The sequence below is a fragment of the Paenibacillus sp. Leaf72 genome (genome assembly GCF_001422685.1).
Lineage (GTDB): Bacteria > Bacillota > Bacilli > Paenibacillales > Paenibacillaceae > Pristimantibacillus.
In genome coordinates, this window is sequence record NZ_LMLV01000012.1 from 104,038 (window position 1) to 123,391 (window position 19,354).

At 47.9% G+C, this 19,354-nt stretch carries 12 protein-coding genes; 7 read left to right on the forward strand and 5 right to left on the reverse strand.

What is annotated here, in order from left to right; translation table 11 throughout:
* The first annotated feature begins 313 nt into the window (after positions 1 to 313).
* Both ASF12_RS15215 and ASF12_RS15220 read left to right on the forward strand, forming a co-directional pair.
* Complete coding sequence (locus ASF12_RS15215) at positions 314 to 1,198, forward strand: ABC transporter ATP-binding protein (protein ID WP_056036242.1); 885 nt, start codon at positions 314 to 316, stop codon at positions 1,196 to 1,198.
* A 242-nt stretch (positions 1,199 to 1,440) separates the two neighbouring features.
* Complete coding sequence (locus ASF12_RS15220; RefSeq protein WP_235533172.1) at positions 1,441 to 2,787, forward strand: hypothetical protein; 1,347 nt, start codon at positions 1,441 to 1,443, stop codon at positions 2,785 to 2,787.
* Between the two features lie 111 nt (positions 2,788 to 2,898).
* On the opposite strand, the gene ASF12_RS15225 is transcribed toward ASF12_RS15220, so the two are convergent.
* The 5 genes from ASF12_RS15225 to ASF12_RS15245 all read right to left on the reverse strand — a co-directional run bounded on the left by ASF12_RS15225 (position 2,899) and on the right by ASF12_RS15245 (position 8,968).
* Complete coding sequence (locus ASF12_RS15225; RefSeq protein ID WP_056036246.1) at positions 2,899 to 3,930, reverse strand: iron-siderophore ABC transporter substrate-binding protein; 1,032 nt, start codon at positions 3,928 to 3,930, stop codon at positions 2,899 to 2,901.
* Between the two features lie 15 nt (positions 3,931 to 3,945).
* Positions 3,946 to 5,004 carry an NAD(P)/FAD-dependent oxidoreductase gene (locus ASF12_RS15230; protein WP_056037018.1) on the reverse strand — a complete coding sequence of 353 codons (1,059 nt, stop codon included), beginning with the start codon at positions 5,002 to 5,004 and terminating at the stop codon, positions 3,946 to 3,948.
* 181 nt (positions 5,005 to 5,185) lie between these two features.
* Positions 5,186 to 6,025 carry an AraC family transcriptional regulator gene (locus ASF12_RS15235; RefSeq protein ID WP_056036248.1) on the reverse strand — a complete coding sequence of 280 codons (840 nt, stop codon included), beginning with the start codon at positions 6,023 to 6,025 and terminating at the stop codon, positions 5,186 to 5,188.
* A gap of 737 nt (positions 6,026 to 6,762) precedes the next feature.
* Positions 6,763 to 7,692, reverse strand: coding sequence for a DNA-binding domain-containing protein (locus ASF12_RS15240; protein WP_056036250.1), 930 nt, complete (start codon positions 7,690 to 7,692; stop codon positions 6,763 to 6,765).
* Positions 7,670 to 8,968, reverse strand: coding sequence for a sensor histidine kinase (locus ASF12_RS15245; protein WP_063892566.1), 1,299 nt, complete (start codon positions 8,966 to 8,968; stop codon positions 7,670 to 7,672). Before ASF12_RS15245 ends, ASF12_RS15240 begins: the two co-directional genes overlap by 23 nt.
* Positions 8,969 to 9,208: 240 nt before the next feature.
* Between ASF12_RS15245 and ASF12_RS15250 the strand changes: the two genes are divergently transcribed.
* From ASF12_RS15250 to ASF12_RS15275, 5 genes are all read left to right on the forward strand, one after another.
* Positions 9,209 to 10,474 (forward strand): cation:dicarboxylate symporter family transporter, encoded by a 1,266-nt coding sequence (locus ASF12_RS15250; RefSeq protein WP_056036255.1) that lies wholly within the window; start codon positions 9,209 to 9,211, stop codon positions 10,472 to 10,474.
* Positions 10,475 to 10,498: 24 nt separating this feature from the next.
* Entirely contained in the window at positions 10,499 to 11,920 is a 1,422-nt protein-coding gene (gene aspA / locus ASF12_RS15255) for an aspartate ammonia-lyase (protein WP_056036256.1), read from the forward strand.
* Between the two features lie 46 nt (positions 11,921 to 11,966).
* Entirely contained in the window at positions 11,967 to 13,394 is a 1,428-nt protein-coding gene (locus tag ASF12_RS15260; protein ID WP_056036258.1) for an NAD-dependent malic enzyme, read from the forward strand.
* A 701-nt stretch (positions 13,395 to 14,095) separates the two neighbouring features.
* On the forward strand, positions 14,096 to 17,836 hold the full coding sequence (locus ASF12_RS15270) for an RCC1 domain-containing protein (protein ID WP_056036262.1): 3,741 nt from the start codon (positions 14,096 to 14,098) through the stop codon (positions 17,834 to 17,836).
* 304 nt (positions 17,837 to 18,140) lie between these two features.
* A complete protein-coding gene (locus ASF12_RS15275) occupies positions 18,141 to 19,325 on the forward strand; it encodes a histidine kinase N-terminal 7TM domain-containing protein (protein WP_056036264.1) in 1,185 nt (394 codons plus the stop codon).
* Positions 19,326 to 19,354: the final 29 nt, after the last annotated feature.

Below are 19,354 nucleotides of genomic sequence, written 5' to 3' on the forward strand. Positions count from 1 at the left end.
GAAGTAGAACCTGTTGATCCGCAGCTAAAGCCCCTTTCCTAGTCAACGGCGATGGCTTTACCGCTACCGCTTTTTATTCTGGGTTGTGGTCCCTTTTACCTCGCCAATCTTGATTAGTCCGTTTCCGGATTGCGTAATGACAACGTTCGTACCCACATGGTCGATATCCAGTGCACCCCCTAACGTTTCCCCGCCGTTCTCTCCGAGACCTAAGTCCAGTAATGAATTGAACCTAAGACAGATATGGAAAAGGTAATTTTTAGTTAAAGTAAGTTGCAGGGGTATTTAATTAACATATAGGCGGGGTGCATTTATGGAATTAATCATTGAAAATGTGAGCAAGAAATATAAGGGGGATTTTTATGGACTTAGGGACTTATCTCTAGAGATAACAACAGGCGTTTTGGGATTGCTGGGCCCGAATGGTGCTGGGAAATCGACGTTGATGAGAATTTTATCCACCATTACTCGGCCGACAGGGGGCAAGGTGAGCTGGAACGGCATCGATATTACGAAAGAACCCAATGCTGTGCGGCACATTTTAGGCTATTTGCCACAAGATTTTGGCGTCTACCCGCATTTAAATGCGGTTGAGTTTTTGGAATATTTGGCGTCAATCAGAGGGCTGGATTATAAAATCGCAAGAAAAAGAATTGACGAGCTGCTGCACCTGGTTAATCTGCATGAGGTTCGCAAAAAACCGCTGAACGGTTTTTCTGGCGGGATGAGGCAGCGAGTAGGCATAGCACAGGCGTTACTGAACGATCCTCAGCTACTGATTGTTGATGAGCCCACAGTTGGGCTTGATCCTGAGGAACGTATTCGGTTCCGTAATCTGCTATCCGAATTATCTGGAGAACGTATTGTTATTTTATCCACCCATATCGTATCCGACATTGAAGCGACCGCAACCGATATCGCCATTGTCAATCAAGGTCGAAGTGTCATACAGGCGGCTCCAAGCGAACTATTGGCAGCAACGGTAGGCAAAGTGTGGGAGTGGCTGATCCCGAGTCATACATGGATGGAGGTACGCAAACAACTGCTGGTCAGCAGCACCATTCAAACCAGTGAAGGGGTACGTGTAAGGGTTATTGCCGATACTCAGCCTTCTGCGGAGAGCCGCTTGGTTACGCCGACTTTAGAGGATGCATATTTGTATTACATTTCAGCACACAAGCAGGGGGCAACAGCATGACCTCGCTTCGTATTCTCTTTCATATGATGAAAGCTGACTATTTGGAAAGGGTCCGACGCTATAGCTTTTTGATTACAGTGCTCCTCTCCATTTTCCTCGTATATAAGTGCATACCTTCAAGTGATGAAAATTATTTAACCTTATCGCTGCAATCGATGCGCGGCCTATATAACTCTGCATGGGTCGGTAGCGGAGTCGCGGTATTAGCATCCATGCTATTAAGTCTTCCGGCGTTTTTTCTAGTGAAAAATGCGATAGAACGAGATGTGCAGACTGGGGTTGGGCAAATCATTGCGACGACTCCGATTACTAGGTGGATGTACACCATGGGCAAAATGTGGAGCAACTTCGTTTACTTGCTGTCTATCGTTGCTGTGTTAATGGTATCTGCGCTTGCCATGCAGCTCATTAGAGGGGAAGATTACGCGGTTGATTTGGTCGCTTTATGGCTACCATTTATGTATTCGACATTGCCGACAATGGCTTTGGTGGCTTCAGTTGCCATCTTTTTTGAAGCTGTACCTGGGCTGCGTAAGGGATTGGGCAATTTAATATATTTTATGATATGGATTTTTTCGCTGATTTTTTCGACCAAGGCAACTCACTCCACCCAGGATATGTTCGGAATTTCACCGATTATTACCAACATGTCGAGCGAGGCAAACGAAAGGATTCCTAATAGCCATGGAGGCCATGTCTCAGGGATAAGCCCCTTGAAGGGAGACCTGCTAACCTACGACTGGAACGGCGTACATTGGACGATCCAGATGTTTTTAGAACGGTATATGTGGCTTGCTGCGGCAGTAATGATCGTAACAGTGGCTTCATTCTTTTTTCACCGATTTGATCTGACACGTTACGTTAAAATAAACAGAACAAGCAAGCCCGATGAAGCTAAAAAAGCAGAGCCGCACAATAAGCCTGCATATAGGAAGGAAACAGAAATAAAGCTAACTCCTTATGCTGCTGCAAAGGGGCAACCAAACTATTTTAAAACATTTGCTCTGGAACTGCGTCTTATGCTCAAAGGGCAACGCGTGTGGTGGTACTTGGCAGCGTTGGTTATGATCGTATTAGGTTTAGTACTGCCGATAGAATCTTTAACAGCGTATGTTGTACCTTTTACATGGCTGCTGCCTATCCTCATTTGGTCGACTATGGGGACAAATGAAACGGATTACCGTACCCATTCATTGATTTTCACAGCGGTGCATCCCGTTCGAAATACATTTATCGGATTGTGGCTTGCTGGAATTATCGTTGCTTATTTGACGGGCAGCGGAGCGCTCATTCATTTTCTTATTGCAGGCGAATGGGAAAGTTTAAAGGCTATGGTCGTTGGCGGAATATTTATACCTACATTAGCTGTAGCGTTGGGCATATGGTCTGGGAATGGCAAGCTGTTTCAAGTGGTATTTATGCTGCTGTGGTATCTGGGTCCCTTGAACAAGTGGGAGGCTGTGGATTTTATAGGGTCGACACCGCAAGGTCTGGACCGAGGGGTATATGTGTATTACTTGCTAGCGACTATTATTTTGCTGATACTGGCCGTCATGGGAAGAGCACGTCAAGCGAGAATGTATAGTTAAAAGTAGTTAAAGCGTCAAAGCGTCAAAGCACAGTGATGTGCTTTTGACGCTTTTTTGGTCTGATTTTTCAATTTTTCATGTAAGGGGCAAATGGGGGATAAGAAGCTCGTGTTATTGATCGGCGGCCAATTCCATAAAGTGGTTTGCGGCTAGCCGAACAGCCAGCACACTTCCTGTATTAAGGGAATTGTCGAAATAAAGGACATGATTGTTTTTGACTGCCTCAAGTGATTGCCATACCGCCAGGCTCTCGTTTTGCTTAACGGCGGCTTTGGCCACCGCTATATCATGCTGAAAAATAATGTAATCCGGGTTCATATCGGACAGAGCTTCCACGGAAAGCACATCGTTGTCTGCGGGATAGCCTTTCGGCACTAGCAAGCCAAAGCCAGTCGTTTCATTGTAGTACGTCGTGTTGTTTGTGCCTTGGGCATGAAAGGTGCCGTCATCGCCAACCCGCAGCAGGGCAAACGTTTTATCTTTCAAAGCGCCAAGCTGCTGCCTGGATTTTTCAATGTTTTCTTTCGTTTCTTTAATGTATTGCTCTGCCAATTCCTCTTTGCCTACAATTTGGGCGCTAAGCATGGTGGCCTCTTCCCATGTATCTGCGTAATTGATTTGAACGACCGGAGCGATTTTGCTCAATTCGTCATAAAGGGCGTCTATATGCCCTTTAAAGGTCACAATGACATCCGGATTTGTCTCGATAATCTTCTCAAGATTGAGCTCCCGTCCGCTACCCAAATCAATAACCTCGGCTGTGTCGGCATAAGGCTTCAGTGTAGCGTATTCTGCGAGCGCGCTTGCCGCACTGCCGGACGCAATAGGAGGCGTGTCCAAGGCGAAAAAGTAGTCCAAATACAAAGGATGAAGCACCGCTACGCGCTTGGGCTGCTCCTCTAGCACAACGTCATGGCCCGCGCCATCGGTAATCGTTCTTGGCCAAGCGGCAGCGGCTGCGGCAGTGCTTTCTTCGTCTGCGCTTGTATCGGCGGTCTGTGCGCTTCCAGAAGGAGAGGGACTGCTCGCGCTTGGAGCAAGATCGCTTTCTGTTGGCTGATTATTTCCGCTTGCGCCAGAACAACCGGCGATGAGAGCGGTCAGAATAAAAAAGGAAACAATGAGTCCGAGCAGTTTGCTCATGAGGAATCCTCCAGATTAAGTGTGTGATTTTGTATAAAGATGCTTCATTAAATCGCGATTCTTTTCCGTGAACAGTTCGTTATGCGAGGATATCATCCCGTTAGCGCTAGCATCTGGTGTTATAAACTGCTTGGCTTTATTGACGGCATTGGCGGCATCCTGGAACGCTCCCGCTATGAGGTGCAGCTTGCCTTCATGATGCAGAATATCGCCAGCGGCATAGAGGCCCGGCACAGAGGTTTCGCTCGATGGTGTTCCCGCAACCTGATAATTGAGCAGCTCGATATTGATTTTGCTGTTGCCCAGCAATTCCTTGTCGCGCTCGTAGCCGTGATTGATGATGACCTCATCGATTGCCAGCTTGAATAGGTTTTCCCCTTCATTCTGGTTCAGCAGCACAGTTTCGATCCGGCTATGATCCTCCGTTGCGATCAGCTTGTCGATGGTGCTGTTAAGCAGGCATTCCACACCGTTTTTTTGCAGGCGGGTCACTTCCGCTTCATGTCCCTTTAAAGCATCCTTCCGGTAGGTCAAATAAACCTTCTTGGCAATATGAGCGAGCTCATTGGCCCAGTCTACTGCAGAATGGCCGCCGCCTGAGATCAATACGGTTTTATCCTTAAAGCGGGCCAATGATTTGACGGTATAGTGCAGGTTGGTGACCTCGAACCGTTCTGCCCCTTCAATCTCCAGCTTAATGGGCTTCAAAATGCCCCCGCCAACCGCGAGCAGCACCGCTTTGGACAGATGCGTCTGCTGGGTCGCTGTATGCAAGACGAAATGGCCGTCTTCGTTTTGGTCAATCGAGGTGACCTTCTCGCCGAGCACCACCTCCGGATGGAACGTCATCCCCTGCGTTACGATCTGGTCAATCAGCTGTGCTCCCAGTATCGGAGTCACGCCTCCTACGTCCCAGATCATTTTTTCGGGATAGACATGAACCTTGCCGCCAAGCTGGGGCTGAAATTCAATAATCTTGGTTTTCATTTCCCGCAGCCCGCTGTAAAAGGCTCCGAACAATCCGGCGGGACCGCCACCAATAATCGTAAGGTCATATAATTCTTGTTCATTTATCATGCCTATTCACCTCGTTTTGTTGTTGATCCCTCATTTAATCAACAATGATTATTATTATCAATATGTAGTATAGCAAGAACCGGAATGCTTGCGAATGCACAAATCACAAATGGGATATGGATTATTATCAAAGGGGAGAAAGAAGGAGCGGGAGCATGGGGGATTTGTTAGTTCCTGTTTATAAATGTTCATGCTCCTGTTTTTCGGAATAAGCGGAAGGGGACAAGCCAAACTTCTTTTTGAAAATGCGGCTGAAATACAGCGGATTGGAATAGCCGACACTTCCCGCAATGTCGCGGATGGGGAATTGACCTATTTTTAATAGCTCGCTGGCTCGTTCCATTCGATAATGAATGACATAGTCAATCGGGCGGAATCCGGTATATTTATGAAAGAAATAAGAAAAACGTTTTGGGCTCATCGCATGCAGCTCGGAAAGCTCGCCCAGTGTCAATGGATGCATATAGTGGCCGTTAATATAGGCAACTGCTTCTTCGATCGCTGTTTTGTCAGGCGGATAGCCGCTTTCACCACTTTCTCTGTGCTTGCAGCCTACGAGCACCTGATGCATAATGCCAAGAAACAATTCCTTAGCTCGAAGCTTTCCAATCCCGCCTGGGGAATGCATATGCTGATGAAGCATGGCCAAATGTTCATGTACGCGCGAGTGGACACCCGGCTCTAGTCTGAAATGGGTATCGCATGTGTGGGCACTATCCGTGTCTTGCTGGTTATCAAGCCGGTATAACACGAGATAATATTCATACACCGATTGGCTTGTCACATGCGAATTCAGCAGCTTGTTCGGGGGTGAATGAAAAATCGCTCCCGGCTGCAGATCATAGGTGGCATCATCCACCTGTAATCGGGCTTCTCCACGAATGGGAAACAATAGCCCGTGTCTTGTTGTTTTATAACCGCGCAGGATGTTGTCGGGCTGGATGACGAACCGATGGACTTCAGCTATATCATAGGAACGGCCCGCAAACATTTCGGCTAATTCTTCGACATTAATCATGCTCCCTCACTTCTTCCGTTAGTATCTATTTATATAGAAGTATACGTCAGAACGGAGCAAAACTGTAGCGGGATGGCGGCTATTGGTTCACTTCATAGGCGAAAAAAGGGCGGCAACCAGCGGTTGCGGGGCGCTGCAACCAAAGCGGTCTTTACTTTGGCATAAGGATCAGCAAATAATGACGTATAGAAAACGGAAGGGTTGCTGCTGAAATATGGTTTTTGGAGGACACAGATTCCGCTATTCTGGCATTTTCTACGATTTCTGGCCATAAGCGGACAGGAGATCCGTTATCGCCCTAATCCTCCCTCCAAAATGGTCATTTGCAGCACAATAGCGGCTCCTGAGTCCGCAGCCTGTGCTATAACCCACGATCCGCTTGAAATAGCTGCTGCTGTGTCCGCCGAACCTATCTTGATCCTGGGAGAAAACTCTTGAAACGAAGAGCATGAAGCTGCCTTTAAGTACACAAGTTCATATTCACGGGGACTGATCTTCTCGGCAGTACAGGAAATACGTGTGACATGCTGGGCTTGGCTTGATCTGGCTCTGTCTCTGGATCTAGCTCTAGTCGCGCTTACATTTGCATACATGCCCTAGTGCCTGCCCAAACAAACAGTGAATGAGGGTAAGCTGCTTCCCTCTCAGAGATAATGGCCGGGGAGCCTTTATCAACGCAGCCAATGAGGCTTCGTTTTTAGCTAGGGCCTTGCCCGCAAGTGGCTCCCGGCGCCCACTTATCGCTGGGTCATTAACTTTTTGGATTCAAAATAAAGGACTTGAATAAATTTTTTGGTGTTTTGCCTGATCATGCTAATGGACGCCGATTCTTCATCCTCTATATCCTTCATCCGTTTGCGGATGTCGCTTAAATCAAAAAACTTATTCGCGTATTGCTCGAATTTCGGATTGGAGTAATCAAGTAACCCCAGGGAGGCCAAGTGGGTTAGCGCTTGGTTCACCGTTCGCCGTACACGCTGTTCGGCGGCTTTTCCCTCCTTTTTCAAGTCGGTCTCAGAAGCGGTGGGGCCGAGTTTTTTCAAGGCGAGCTGTTTGTACGTGTCTTGAAGCGGAGGGAAGCCTTGCTCCAATGGATGCTCGCTATCGTAACGGAACAAATAATCGAGCATCTCCAGCAAGTCCTTGCAGCCGGCTTCGCCGATTAGCCCAAGGTCCGACAGCACATAGTTTCCGCAAGTGATGATGCTTTTATCAGGAGAGGCTGCCTCTTTCTCCGTTATTGCGCCGCCTAAGCCTAAGGCACTGAGCGACTTTTGAATATCTCGAAGCGATTGATGCAATCGCAGCAGCTCGGAAACTTTGCGTATGACCGAAATAAATTCCAAACGATTTATCGGCTTGGTGATATAATGTTCAATTCCGAAGGAATAGGCTTTGCCGATCATGTCCTTCGACTCCACTTGAGACAGCATGACGATTTTTCCTTTGAAGCTGCTTGATATTTCTCGAACCGTTTCTATGCCGTCGCGAATGGGCATCAGCAAATCAATCAGAACGATATCCACCTGCTTAAGGTCGAGCAGCGTATTATCGACATACGCTCCGTCTTCGGCTTCCCCTACAACACTTCCTAAATCCTCATCCTCAATCATTTGCTCCAGCATGGAGCGTACGGCCGGATCGTCATCGATTATAAAGAAACGCATCCTTCGACTCCTCCTTTCCTATTTGACCCACAGGCAGTGTGATCGTGAAAATAGTGCCTTGCTCATCGTTCCCAGCTTGAACTTGGACGGTTCCAAGCAGACGCTCCGTCTCTTGCTTGACATAAGCCAGACCGATTCCTGTAGAAGGGTTGCCGGATTTATCGTATTTCGTCGTATATCCGGGTATGAAGATTTTCTCCCGATACTTGGGTGCAATTCCCGGGCCATTATCGGCTACGCGGAAAACGACAGCTTCCTGCTCCCGTTTAACCTCCACTCGGATAGACCCCGCTTCATTTAGTGCCTCGACGGCATTCACGACCAAGTTATTGAGCAAGGACAATGAAACGTATACGTGACACAAAGGAAAGGCGCCTTCCGTATGCAGCGAGAAATCGATCTGCTTGCCGAGCGAGCGGGCATATTTCTGATTCGATCGTAGAACAATATCAACTAAGGCTTCCAATGGCATATAGTCGCTTTCGTGCGATATTAAGCCGGACAGCCCGGCATAAATGCGTTGATTGTCCTTTTTGATATCGTGAACCTGTCCAGCAATTTGTAGAGCCTTTTGAGCTAGCTCGTCAAGCGGCTCGGGTTGTTCAGCTTTTAAAGATTGATATAACCCGTAGCTGTCCCGGGCGATATTCTCCGCATTGTGCAGCGTTTTCTTCAATTGAATGGATTCCTCGTACAGCTCAGAGATAAGGAGAAGCATCTTCTCGTTTTCCTTGCGCGTCAGCTCCTCGGCCGCCTTCGACTGGCGCAATATGACGAGATTGAATAAGGAAAGCACAAAGAAGCTTCTAAAAATCCCGATGAGCAAAATTTGATTCCAAGTATAGAAGCTCACGACTTGCTCCGTAACCGAATAGCGCATCAGCAGTTCTGCCAACGATGCAGCAATTTCAATCGTCACGCCTAATAAGCCGAGAACAATGGGGCGGTTATGATAACGATTCAGTCGTACAGCTCTAAATGCCACCGCATAGGTCAAATAATAGAAGAATACCGGATAGTGGTGCAGAAAAGCAGCGTCCCAGCTCCTGGCCGATTCGATGGCCACCTCAAGCCCCGTGCGAAAAAAGGTAACCGCAGCGCCGACAAGCAGACCGGAGACAAAAGGGGAAGGAAACCTCAGCCAGAGTAAAAACAGAAAGAAGGTGGGCGTTCCCAGACTGACCCGAAAATCATTATGAAACGGATAAAAATTCAATTCCCCCGCAAGCGGCACCGAAACAACCATCAGCAGAAACAAAAGCCATTTGTCTTTCAATGCTACATCCCAGCCTCCTTTCTTGCACGACGTAACAGTCATTCGACATCTTTTTCCATATTCCTCCGTAAAAAGCTTTCTTTCTTCCTCCTCATTATGCCGAAATTAATAAATTCTTATAACGAATATGTAGATTTAAATAGATTTGTGTAGCTTGCCTGTACAATGAAACCATTCAAAGGAATAGCGAAATTATACAATATGAAAGCGCTTAATAACCTACAGAAAAGGGGAAGCATGATGAAAAAATTTGGTTTGGCTTTTCAAATTTTAGTCGGCCTCGTATTAGGGGTAGCTGTAGGGGCTATCTTTTATGGCAACCCAACCATCGAAAGCTACTTGAAGCCGGCGGGGGACATTTTCATACGATTGATCAAGATGATTGTCGTTCCCATTGTCGTCTCCTCTCTAGTTGTCGGAATAGCTGGTGTTGGAGATATTAAAAAACTCGGCAAGCTGGGCGGGAAGACGATTCTTTATTTTGAAATCGTGACGACAGCAGCCATTGTTTTCGGCCTGCTCATCGCGGATATTTTTCAGCCCGGAGCTGGCGTTAATATGACGGGGTTAGCCAAGTCGGACATCTCGGGTTATGTGGAAGCAACGGAAAAGGTGACCAATCATAGCTTTATGGATACCTTTGTAAACATTGTTCCAAAAAACATTTTCGAATCATTAGTAGCTGGCGATATGCTCGCCATCATCTTTTTCTCGGTATTTCTGGGTCTAGGCATTGCTGCCATCGGTGAAAAAGGGAAGCCGGTTCTGGCTTTTTTCCAAGGTCTTGCCGAATCGATGTTTTGGGTAACGAATCAAATTATGAAATTTGCTCCGATCGGCGTTTTTGGATTAATCGGCATGACGGTATCTAAATTTGGCATTGCCTCGCTGCTTCCTTTGGGGAAGCTAGTATTGGCCGTGTATGTGGGCATGATTCTGTTTGTAGTGCTTATTCTTGGCCTGATAACGAAGCTATGCGGAACTAGTCTTATATCGATCATTCGCATATTGAAAGATGAACTCATACTCGCGTATTCGACAGCAAGCTCCGAAACAGCGCTTCCCAAGATGATGGAGAAGATGGAGAAGTTCGGAGTTCCTAAATCCATTACCTCTTTCGTCATCCCGGTCGGATATTCGTTCAATTTGGATGGGTCGACCTTGTATCAAGCGATAACGGCATTGTTTATCGCACAAATGTACGGCATTCACATGCCGATCAGCTCTCAAATTATGCTGGTGCTTGTGCTGATGCTGACCTCAAAAGGAATTGCCGGGGTGCCGGGCGCTTCGTACGTCGTTCTGCTGGCCACTCTTGGGTCAGTCGGCATTCCGCTCGAAGGGCTTGCCTTTATCGCGGGTATTGACCGCATTTTGGATATGGCCCGTTCAGTAGTCAATGTCCTTGGAAATTCCATCGCCGCGGTTGTAATGGCGAAATGGGAGAAACAATATGATCAGAATAAGGGACAACAATATTTGGAGACGCTCAAAAAAAGTTCGTAAGACCATAACAAGGGGGAATGTCCAATGTCAGCTCATTTTAGAATCGAAAAAGATTTCCTTGGCTCTAAAGAAGTGCCGGAAGACGCCTATTATGGCATTCAAACGATGCGAGCAGTAGAAAACTTTCCAATTACAGGTTACCGCATTCATGAAGAGCTAATCCGTGCGATGGCTATCGTTAAACATGCGGCAGTTGAAGCGAACATGGAAATTAGACAGCTGAACCCGGAAACCGGAAAAGCCATTATGCAAGCGGCGCAGGAAATTATAGATGGGAAATGGCATGAGCAATTTATCGTTGACCCGATACAAGGCGGAGCAGGCACGTCCATTAATATGAATGCCAACGAGGTCATTGCCAACAGGGCGATCGAAATCCTTGGAGGAACGAAGGGCGATTATTTCAATGTTAGTCCTAACACGCATGTGAATATGTCCCAGTCGACCAACGACGCTTTTCCGACAGCGATTCATATCGCCGTACTCGTTTTAATTGATAAGCTGCTGGCGACGATGGAGGAAATGCTGGCGGCGTTTCGGAAAAAGGCTGTGCAGTTCGATGGCATTATTAAAATGGGGCGGACGCATCTTCAAGATGGCGTACCGATCCGCCTCGGGCAGGAGTTTGAGGCCTACAGCCGGGTTCTGGAGCGTGATATTAAGAGGATCAAGCAAACCCGCGGCCACTTGTACGAGGTCAATATGGGGGCAACGGCCGTTGGAACGGGCCTCAATGCCGATCCCCGCTACATTAAGCGGGTCGTTGAATCGCTTGCCGAGCTTAGCGGCTTGCCGCTTATCAATGCAGAGCACTTGGTCGACGCTACGCAAAATACGGATGCTTATACAGAAGTGTCTGCGGCGCTCAAAGTATGCATGATCAACATGTCCAAGATCGCCAATGACTTGCGCCTGATGGCTTCCGGGCCGCGTGCCGGATTCGGGGAATTGAATTTGCCTGCCCGCCAGCCGGGTTCGTCCATCATGCCAGGCAAGGTCAATCCGGTTATGGCGGAGGTTGTCAATCAGGTGGCGTTCCAGGTCATAGGCAATGACCATACGATTTGTCTGGCTTCTGAAGCCGGTCAGCTTGAGCTTAACGTCATGGAGCCAGTACTCGTATTTAATTTGCTTCAGTCCCTCAGCATGATGAATCAAGTATTTAAAGTTTTTCGCGCTCATTGCTTGGAAGAAATCGAAGCGAATGTCGAGCGCTGCAAAGAGTATGTGGAGAAAAGCGTCGGGGTTATCACTGCGCTCAACCCGCATCTTGGCTATGAGGTTGTAGCCCGAATTGCGCGAGAAGCGATTTTGACAGGCCGTCCGGTTCGTGAGCTTTGCCTGCTTTACAACGTGCTGACGGAAGAGGAGCTCCAAATCATTCTTGATCCGTATGAGATGACGAACCCGGGCATTGCGGGAGTGGAGCTTTTGGACCAAAGATAAAAAAGCAATTTCTAGAAATAGAGTGACCCACAAAGGAGAGAGCGAGATGTCCGTAACAAGTGGTGCCAGTACCTATATGATATTTCGGCTGCAAATAGATAAACAACTAACTTCTCTCGGCGATATCGCTGCTGCAATTGAAAGGACAAGCGGGGATATCGTGGGGATTGACGTTATCTCGTCGAGCCGTACGAGCACCGTCCGCGATATTACCGTTAATGTATCCGATCAGGCACACAGCAAGCAGATTGTCGAATCGCTTGAGAAGCTGCAAGGCGTTAAAGTCATTCATGTGTCGGACCGGACCTTCCTTGTGCATTTGGGCGGTAAAATTGAGATCACCTCCAAAATACCGGTGAAAAACCGTGATGATTTATCGCGGGTATATACACCCGGTGTCGCCCAAGTTTGTACAGCGATTGCGGAAAAGCCGAATAAGGCCTACTCGCTGACGATCAAGCGCAATACGATTGCCGTTGTTTCTGACGGAACAGCTGTACTCGGACTTGGCGACATCGGGCCGATGGCGGCCATGCCGGTGATGGAAGGCAAGGCCATGCTGTTCAAAGAATTTGCTGGTGTGGATGCTTTTCCGATATGCCTGGATACGAAGGACACCGAAGAAATTATCCGCATCGTAAAGGCCATCGCTCCGGCATTCGGAGGCATCAATTTGGAAGACATTTCGTCACCGCGCTGCTTTGAAATCGAGGAGCGTTTGAAGCAGGAATTGGACATCCCTGTGTTTCACGATGACCAACACGGAACCGCTGTGGTCATCTTGGCCGGGCTGCTCAATGCGCTCAAAATTACCGGTAAGCAAATGTCGGATATTAAAGTCGTTGTGAACGGTATCGGCGCAGCAGGCATTGCTTGCTCGAAGATGCTTCTGGCCGCAGGCGTGCGCAATTTGATTGGTGTGGACCGCGAGGGCGCCATTAATCGGAACATCCCGTATGGCAATCCTCATTGGAAGGCGTTTGCCGAGCTGACGAATCCGCATCTGGAGACAGGCAGCTTGTCTGAAGTGATCAAGGGAGCGGATGTATTTATCGGCGTATCGGCTCCGAATATTCTCAAGGTCGAAGACGTACAGTCCATGGCGAAAGACCCGATCGTCTTTGCAATGGCGAACCCGGTACCGGAGATCGATCCAGAGCTGGCCGAGCCTTACGTTCGAGTGATGGCGACAGGGCGGTCCGACAAGCCGAACCAGATCAATAACGTGCTTTGCTTTCCGGGCATTTTCCGCGGTGCCTTGGATTGCCGGGCGAGTGAAATCAATGAAGCGATGAAGCTTGCAGCCGCTCAGGCGATCGCATCCGTTGTGACGGATGAAGAATTGAGCGAAACGTATATTATTCCGAGCGTATTCAACCAGAAAGTAGTGGAAAAGGTAAGAGAGGCCGTTATAGAAGCAGCCTATAATACCGGAGTTGCCCGAAAAAAATTGAGAGATTCCAATAAAGAGTAATTTCGGCTACTATTACGGTGCGTTGCGAAGCTTACTCATAGGAGCAGTTATCACAAAAGTGTTCTTTTGTGATAACTGCTTTTTATCATTTAGGCAGTAAAACTGGTTTACCCATATTACCAAGAACTTTTTCCAAAATATGACATGTATCCTGCTTGAGCTTGTCCTTCAAATACTCTTGGATGTAAGGGACAGCCAGTTTGCGGGGAAGGGTACCGTCAATAGAGCTGGATGAGTCTATCTCAATGATTGTCTTATCGGGAGTGCAGAGACCTACAGCTACAGAAAGCACTGTGACTGAGACCACGCAGTTTTGGAAGCTCATTCCTTTTTTGGCGGACTGAGCTTCCGCTATTCTAGCTCTTAATCCCATTTCAGGTCGTAAGCGGACAGGAGATTCGCTATTGCTCTCACATTCCTCTCAAAATGAAGATAGGCAGCACATTAGCGGCTCCTGTGTCCGAAGCCTGTACCAAAACCAGTGATTCGGTTGAATTAGCGGATGCTGTGTCCTCCAAGTTATGCCATTCTCGATAGTAGAGGGTAGAAGTTGAAACGCTGGTTTCTTTCGGGATCCAGCTCGCTTACGTTTGCATACAGGACCTAGCAACAAGTCTTTCATTATTCTTTCACGGGGATTTGTTAAAATTTCAACTAGGGAATTTTAACCAAAATTTTTGGCATGAAAGAAGGCGTACATATTGTCATCCAATCAATTGAGAAAGCCGGTTTACCTTGTACTTATCCTTGTGCTGCTAATGGGATTGCTTACACCCTATGGGCAGAGCACCGTCTATGCAGCACAAGAGGGCATGCGAAGTGTGAAGGGAGTACAGATTTCCGCAGGAGCCAACCATTCCGTCATGTTAAAAGCGGATGGTACCGTCGTCGCATGGGGACTCAATAGTGGGGGCCAAACGAATGTACCGAGAGGCCTTGCTAATGTAATCTCTGTTGCTGCTGGGAGTGAGCATTCACTCGCTCTGAAAGCAGATGGGACAGTTGTCGGATGGGGGAACAATAGCTCGGGCGAAATAACAGTGCCGAATGAATTAGCAGCGGGAGGGGTGACAGCGATTGCTGGAGGAGGAGGTTCTTCACTCGCCTTGAAAGCGGATGGCACGGTCGTTGCATGGGGTCAGCCTGGCGCAACGAATGTCCCTGCTGGCCTGAGTGACGTAGTATCGATTGCCGCAGGGTCCTTATTTGCGATGGCATTAAAAGCGGATGGCACGATTGTTGCATGGGGAAACAACGCTAGTGGTCAAACGGTAATTCCAAATGCAGCGGCAGATGGCAAAGTCATATCGATCTCTGCAAGCAGGGCGACTGCGACTGCTCTGAAAGCGGATGGTACTGTTGTTGCTTGGGGAGAAAATGATGCAGGTCAGACGAACGTACCGGCGGGACTGCATGATGTGGTTGCGATTGCTGCCGGCTGGTTTCATACACTCGCCTTGAAAGCCGATGGCACAGTGGTCGCGTGGGGGAGCAACGCTAATGGTCAGAGGACCGTTCCAGCGGATCATGCTTCGCCCATTAAAGGGAGCAGAATCGCAGCGGGCTGGTCTCACACGCTTGCCTTGAAATCGAATGGTACCCTCTCCGCTTGGGGAGACAATGGCGATGGACAAAGTGCGATACCGGCTGGACTGGGAAGCGTGGAGTCGATCGCTGGAGGAGCGAATCATTCACTCGCGCTGAAATCGGACGGCACTGTTGCTGCGTGGGGAAGCAACAGCAATGGTCAAAGTAGTGTTCCTATTGGACTGGAAAATGTAGCATCGATTGCGGCGGGAGCGAATCATTCGCTTGCGCTGGAAGCGGATGGGACGGTCACTGCATGGGGAAACAATGCTTATAATGAAAGCACGGTTCCGATCGGACTCGATGAAGTGATTGCAATTGCTGGAGGAGAATTTCACTCGCTCGCCTTGCAATCAGACCATACGGTCGTCGCGTGGGGAAGAAATCATTACGGTCAAAGCACAGTTCCGGCTGGACTGGATCAAGTTGTGTCCATTGCTGCCGGCGCCAACCATTCGCTAGCCCTGAAATTGGACGGCACTGTCGTTGTCTGGGGAAATAATAATAGTGGCCAAAGAGCGGTGCCGAATGGATTGGCAAATGTAGTGTCCATTGCCGCTGGCGCTGAGCATTCGCTTGCCTTGAAAGCAGACGGAACCGTCGTCGCATGGGGAAGCAATGCTAGCGGTCAGATTAACGTGCCAGCTGGATTGGCAAATGTAGTGTCCATTGCCGCTGGCGCTGAGCATTCGCTCGCTTTGAAAGCAGATGGAAGCGTCATTGCCTGGGGTAACGACGATTTTGGCCAAAGCACCGTACCGGGCAAGCTGATCGATTTGAAGCTGCAAGAGGGCGATTTTACGGAAGCCTTTGACGTCACTGTTACCTCCTACACCTATTATTATGACGGGCAGTCTTTGTCCAGTGCCCATATAACACCGACGATGACAGACCCTGACCAAATTTTGGTGTATGTGAACAATCAGTCTATATTGAGTGGCGGTGCGGCGACAATCAATGTAGCGGGAGCGACGGCTGATACGGTCATTCCTGTTCGCGTCGAGCCCTATTTCTTTCCTAATCAAAGGTATACGATTACGCTAGAGATTGATTCAACTCCACCAGTGGTAAAGTTCAGCACTGATGGAGGGTTAACGCCTGCAACAAGCGTCTCAAGCAAAGTAACGGTTAGTGACACGCAAAGCGGCGTGGAGCCTGCCTCGCTGCTGTATGCTTGGACGCAAGGAACAGCCGTTCCGACGGGAGGCTGGACGGCCTTCAGCAGCGAGGATACGTTAAGCCAAACAAATGTTGATGGCGATTGGTACTTGCACATTCAAGCCAAAGATAAAGTGGGTAATATTGTAAATTCTGTATCCAATCCTTTTGTGCTGGACAACACGGCACCGACAGTAACGGTAACCAGTTCAGCAAGCCAAACCGTGAATGCGGCTTTTCCGGTGAACATATTCTTCAACGAGAATGTAAATGGTTTCACCGTGGATGACCTTGTAGTCGTTAACGCTACAGCATCTAATTTGGTTTCCGTTAACGCATCGACTTACACAGCGACCATTACACCGCTGACGAGTGGTCAAGCTGTGACGGTATCGATTGGTGCGGGTGCAGCAGTAAATGCCGCAGGACTGGAAAATACAGCATCCAACATGCTCAGCCTGTTGTTTAACACGGCACAACCCGTCACTGCATTCGGTGGCTTTACCGATCAGCAAGCATTCGTTGTGCCGCCTACTCAAGTCTCCGTGACTGTGAGCGAATCGGTATATTGGATTAATGATGGGGCTCCACTCACCTCTGCAAATGCAAAGCCTCTGATTAGCCTGACGAAGGACGGACAAGCATTTACTTCTTATACGACAACGTTTGATGAATCTTTGCTAACGTATACGTTGACGTTTAATGGCACGCTTAACAATGGCTTATACAGGGTGAATGTGGCTGGAGGCGAAGTGGAAAATGAATATGGCAATGCGCTTGATGCAGCAACTGCAAGCTTTAGCATAGTGAGTGCAGCAACGCCGCCATCCGTAACACGTTCTAGCAATGCAAACCTAGCTTATTTGAACGTCTTTGCAGGCGGTAAGGCAGTAGAGCTGTCGCCTGTATTTACACCCGGGACTACGGAGTATAGAACGAAGACGGATGCAAAAGAAGTTGAGCTGCAATTGGCACCTGCTCATGTCATGGCAGCGGTTAGATTGCTGGGAGAACAAGTAATAAAGACAACTTCTGTACCTTTGGTCATGGGAGAAAATGTGTTCGCCATCACGGTTCAAGCCGAGGATGGAACGATAAAAACGTATACGTTAAAGATTAATCGTATTTCTGATAATGGAAATACAGGCTCTGCATGTACATTTGAAGATATTAATAATCATTGGGCTGCATCAAATATTTGCGAAGCAGCGAAACTTGGAATTGTGGAGGGTATGAGTGCCGATGCCTTCGTGCCTAATGGCTACGTAACACGGACGGAGTTTGCTCTTATGCTGCTTCGCACCCTTCAAATTCCCATTGGCAATAAATCGATTGCGATGCCCTTTAGCGATAAGGACAGCATTCCAGCCTGGGCACAACAGGCCGTTCAGACAGCGGTAGCTGAGGGTATTCTCGAAGGGTATTCCGATGGAACATTACGGCCGCAGCAAACGGTAAGCCGAGCGGAAATGGCTGCGATGGTCTCCCGGGCAATGAAGTGGGAGATTGACACTCAGGAAGCTGCTTCCTTTACCGATGATGCAAATATTCCAGCCTGGGCCAAAACGCATGTTCACAATGCTCGCGCGAATGGGCTGATAGAGGGCCGGGAAGGCAATAAATTTGTGCCAGCTGGACTTACAACTAGAGCCGAAGCTACTGCCCTGCTGTTGCGGCTTTGGAACTTTCTTTATTAATCCAACAAATTTTTATTTAATAGGCTGCAGTACTCATCCCCCGATGCTGCAGTGCCCATCCCCCGATTTATAACTTAGATTGGCTGAGTATGTCATTGGTTAATGATATGCTCGGCCAGTCTTTTTTTTGACTTTCTCTATACGCTGCGGCTTTAGCCCCTTATCCCATGCTGTCGAATAATTGGGTTTTTTGATGAAATAGGAGGAGGCATATATTGCGCTCCATGGTTTCGTATTCGTATACTGTATGAAGAGAGTAAAAAGTTATTATTCTATTTATGTCAAATATAGAGGGACTATCCTTATGGATTCCACAATAGAGCTCGTCTCTATGATTGCTTCATTAATCATGATGGGGATTATTTTATTATCGGAGTATGGTTTTAGAAGAGTGCGCGGAGTGGGCTATCTCATCGGTTTGACGATTTGTCGAATGATTTTCTCCGGTGCCATCATTATGGAGCAGAGCCGTTCTCTATTAACGGAAAAGCTGATTTTTCGTAATATTCAGCATACGATGCTTAATTTAATGGTGCCTTTCTTAATTCTATTTGTCTATTATTTGATCGGTTCCGACAAGATCATTAAGCTTCGCTGGAAGGTCCTGCTGTTCACGGTATTTGTGCTATGGTCGCTGCTGGTGTGGCTCAACCCTGAGCTTCATTTGATTTTTCGCACGATTGAGCTCTATAATGGCGAATTAATAACGACAAGAACTATTTATTCCATCATATTTACGCTAGTTTGCTACAGCATCGTGGCTGTATGTATTTATTTTTTAATTCATTATGTGCGTAATATTCGAGATGATTTTCGCAAGCCAGGCATGTGGGTTCTATGTCTAGGATCATTGCCTCTGGTGCTTGAGATTATTAAATTCGTGAATCCTGAAATGTCGTCATGGCTGCTAAGGCTCTCGGTTTATTGTGGATTTACAGGTATGATCATGCTGGTCATTGCCATGCGGTATAAGTTTTTCTCTATTGTTCCTTATGCCAGGGATGCCGTGCTCGATACGCTTCAGGAAAGTATATTGATCGCGAATGCTTCAGGAAAGATCATCGACAGCAATAAAAAGGCTGTTCAGTGGTTTTTAGAGCTGGGCCATGCCGAGATTTATGACCGGGAAATGGCGGAGCTGCTAGCACCATGGCCGCAATGGCAGAAGTTGTGCATGTCCATGCAGCAGGGCAGTGTGGAAATTGACACTTGGCTTAATGGCGAGAGGAAAATTTACAGCATAAACGTGTATCCGCTGCAAAAGCAGAGCAAGCATACGCAGGGCAGTATTTCCCTTATCTTCGATATAACAGAGAAGCAGCGCCATCTGGAGCAGATCGCACAGCTTAACCAGCTGAAGGATCAACTGTTTACGATCGTCTCGCATGATATCCGCAGTCCACTGGCATTACAGTTCCAACTGATTGAGCTTCTAGAAGAGGACAGAGCCAGAATGGAGAGCGATCACCGGGAAATCGTTAGGCGCTAGGTGGCCAGATCCGCAATACGCTCGGCATA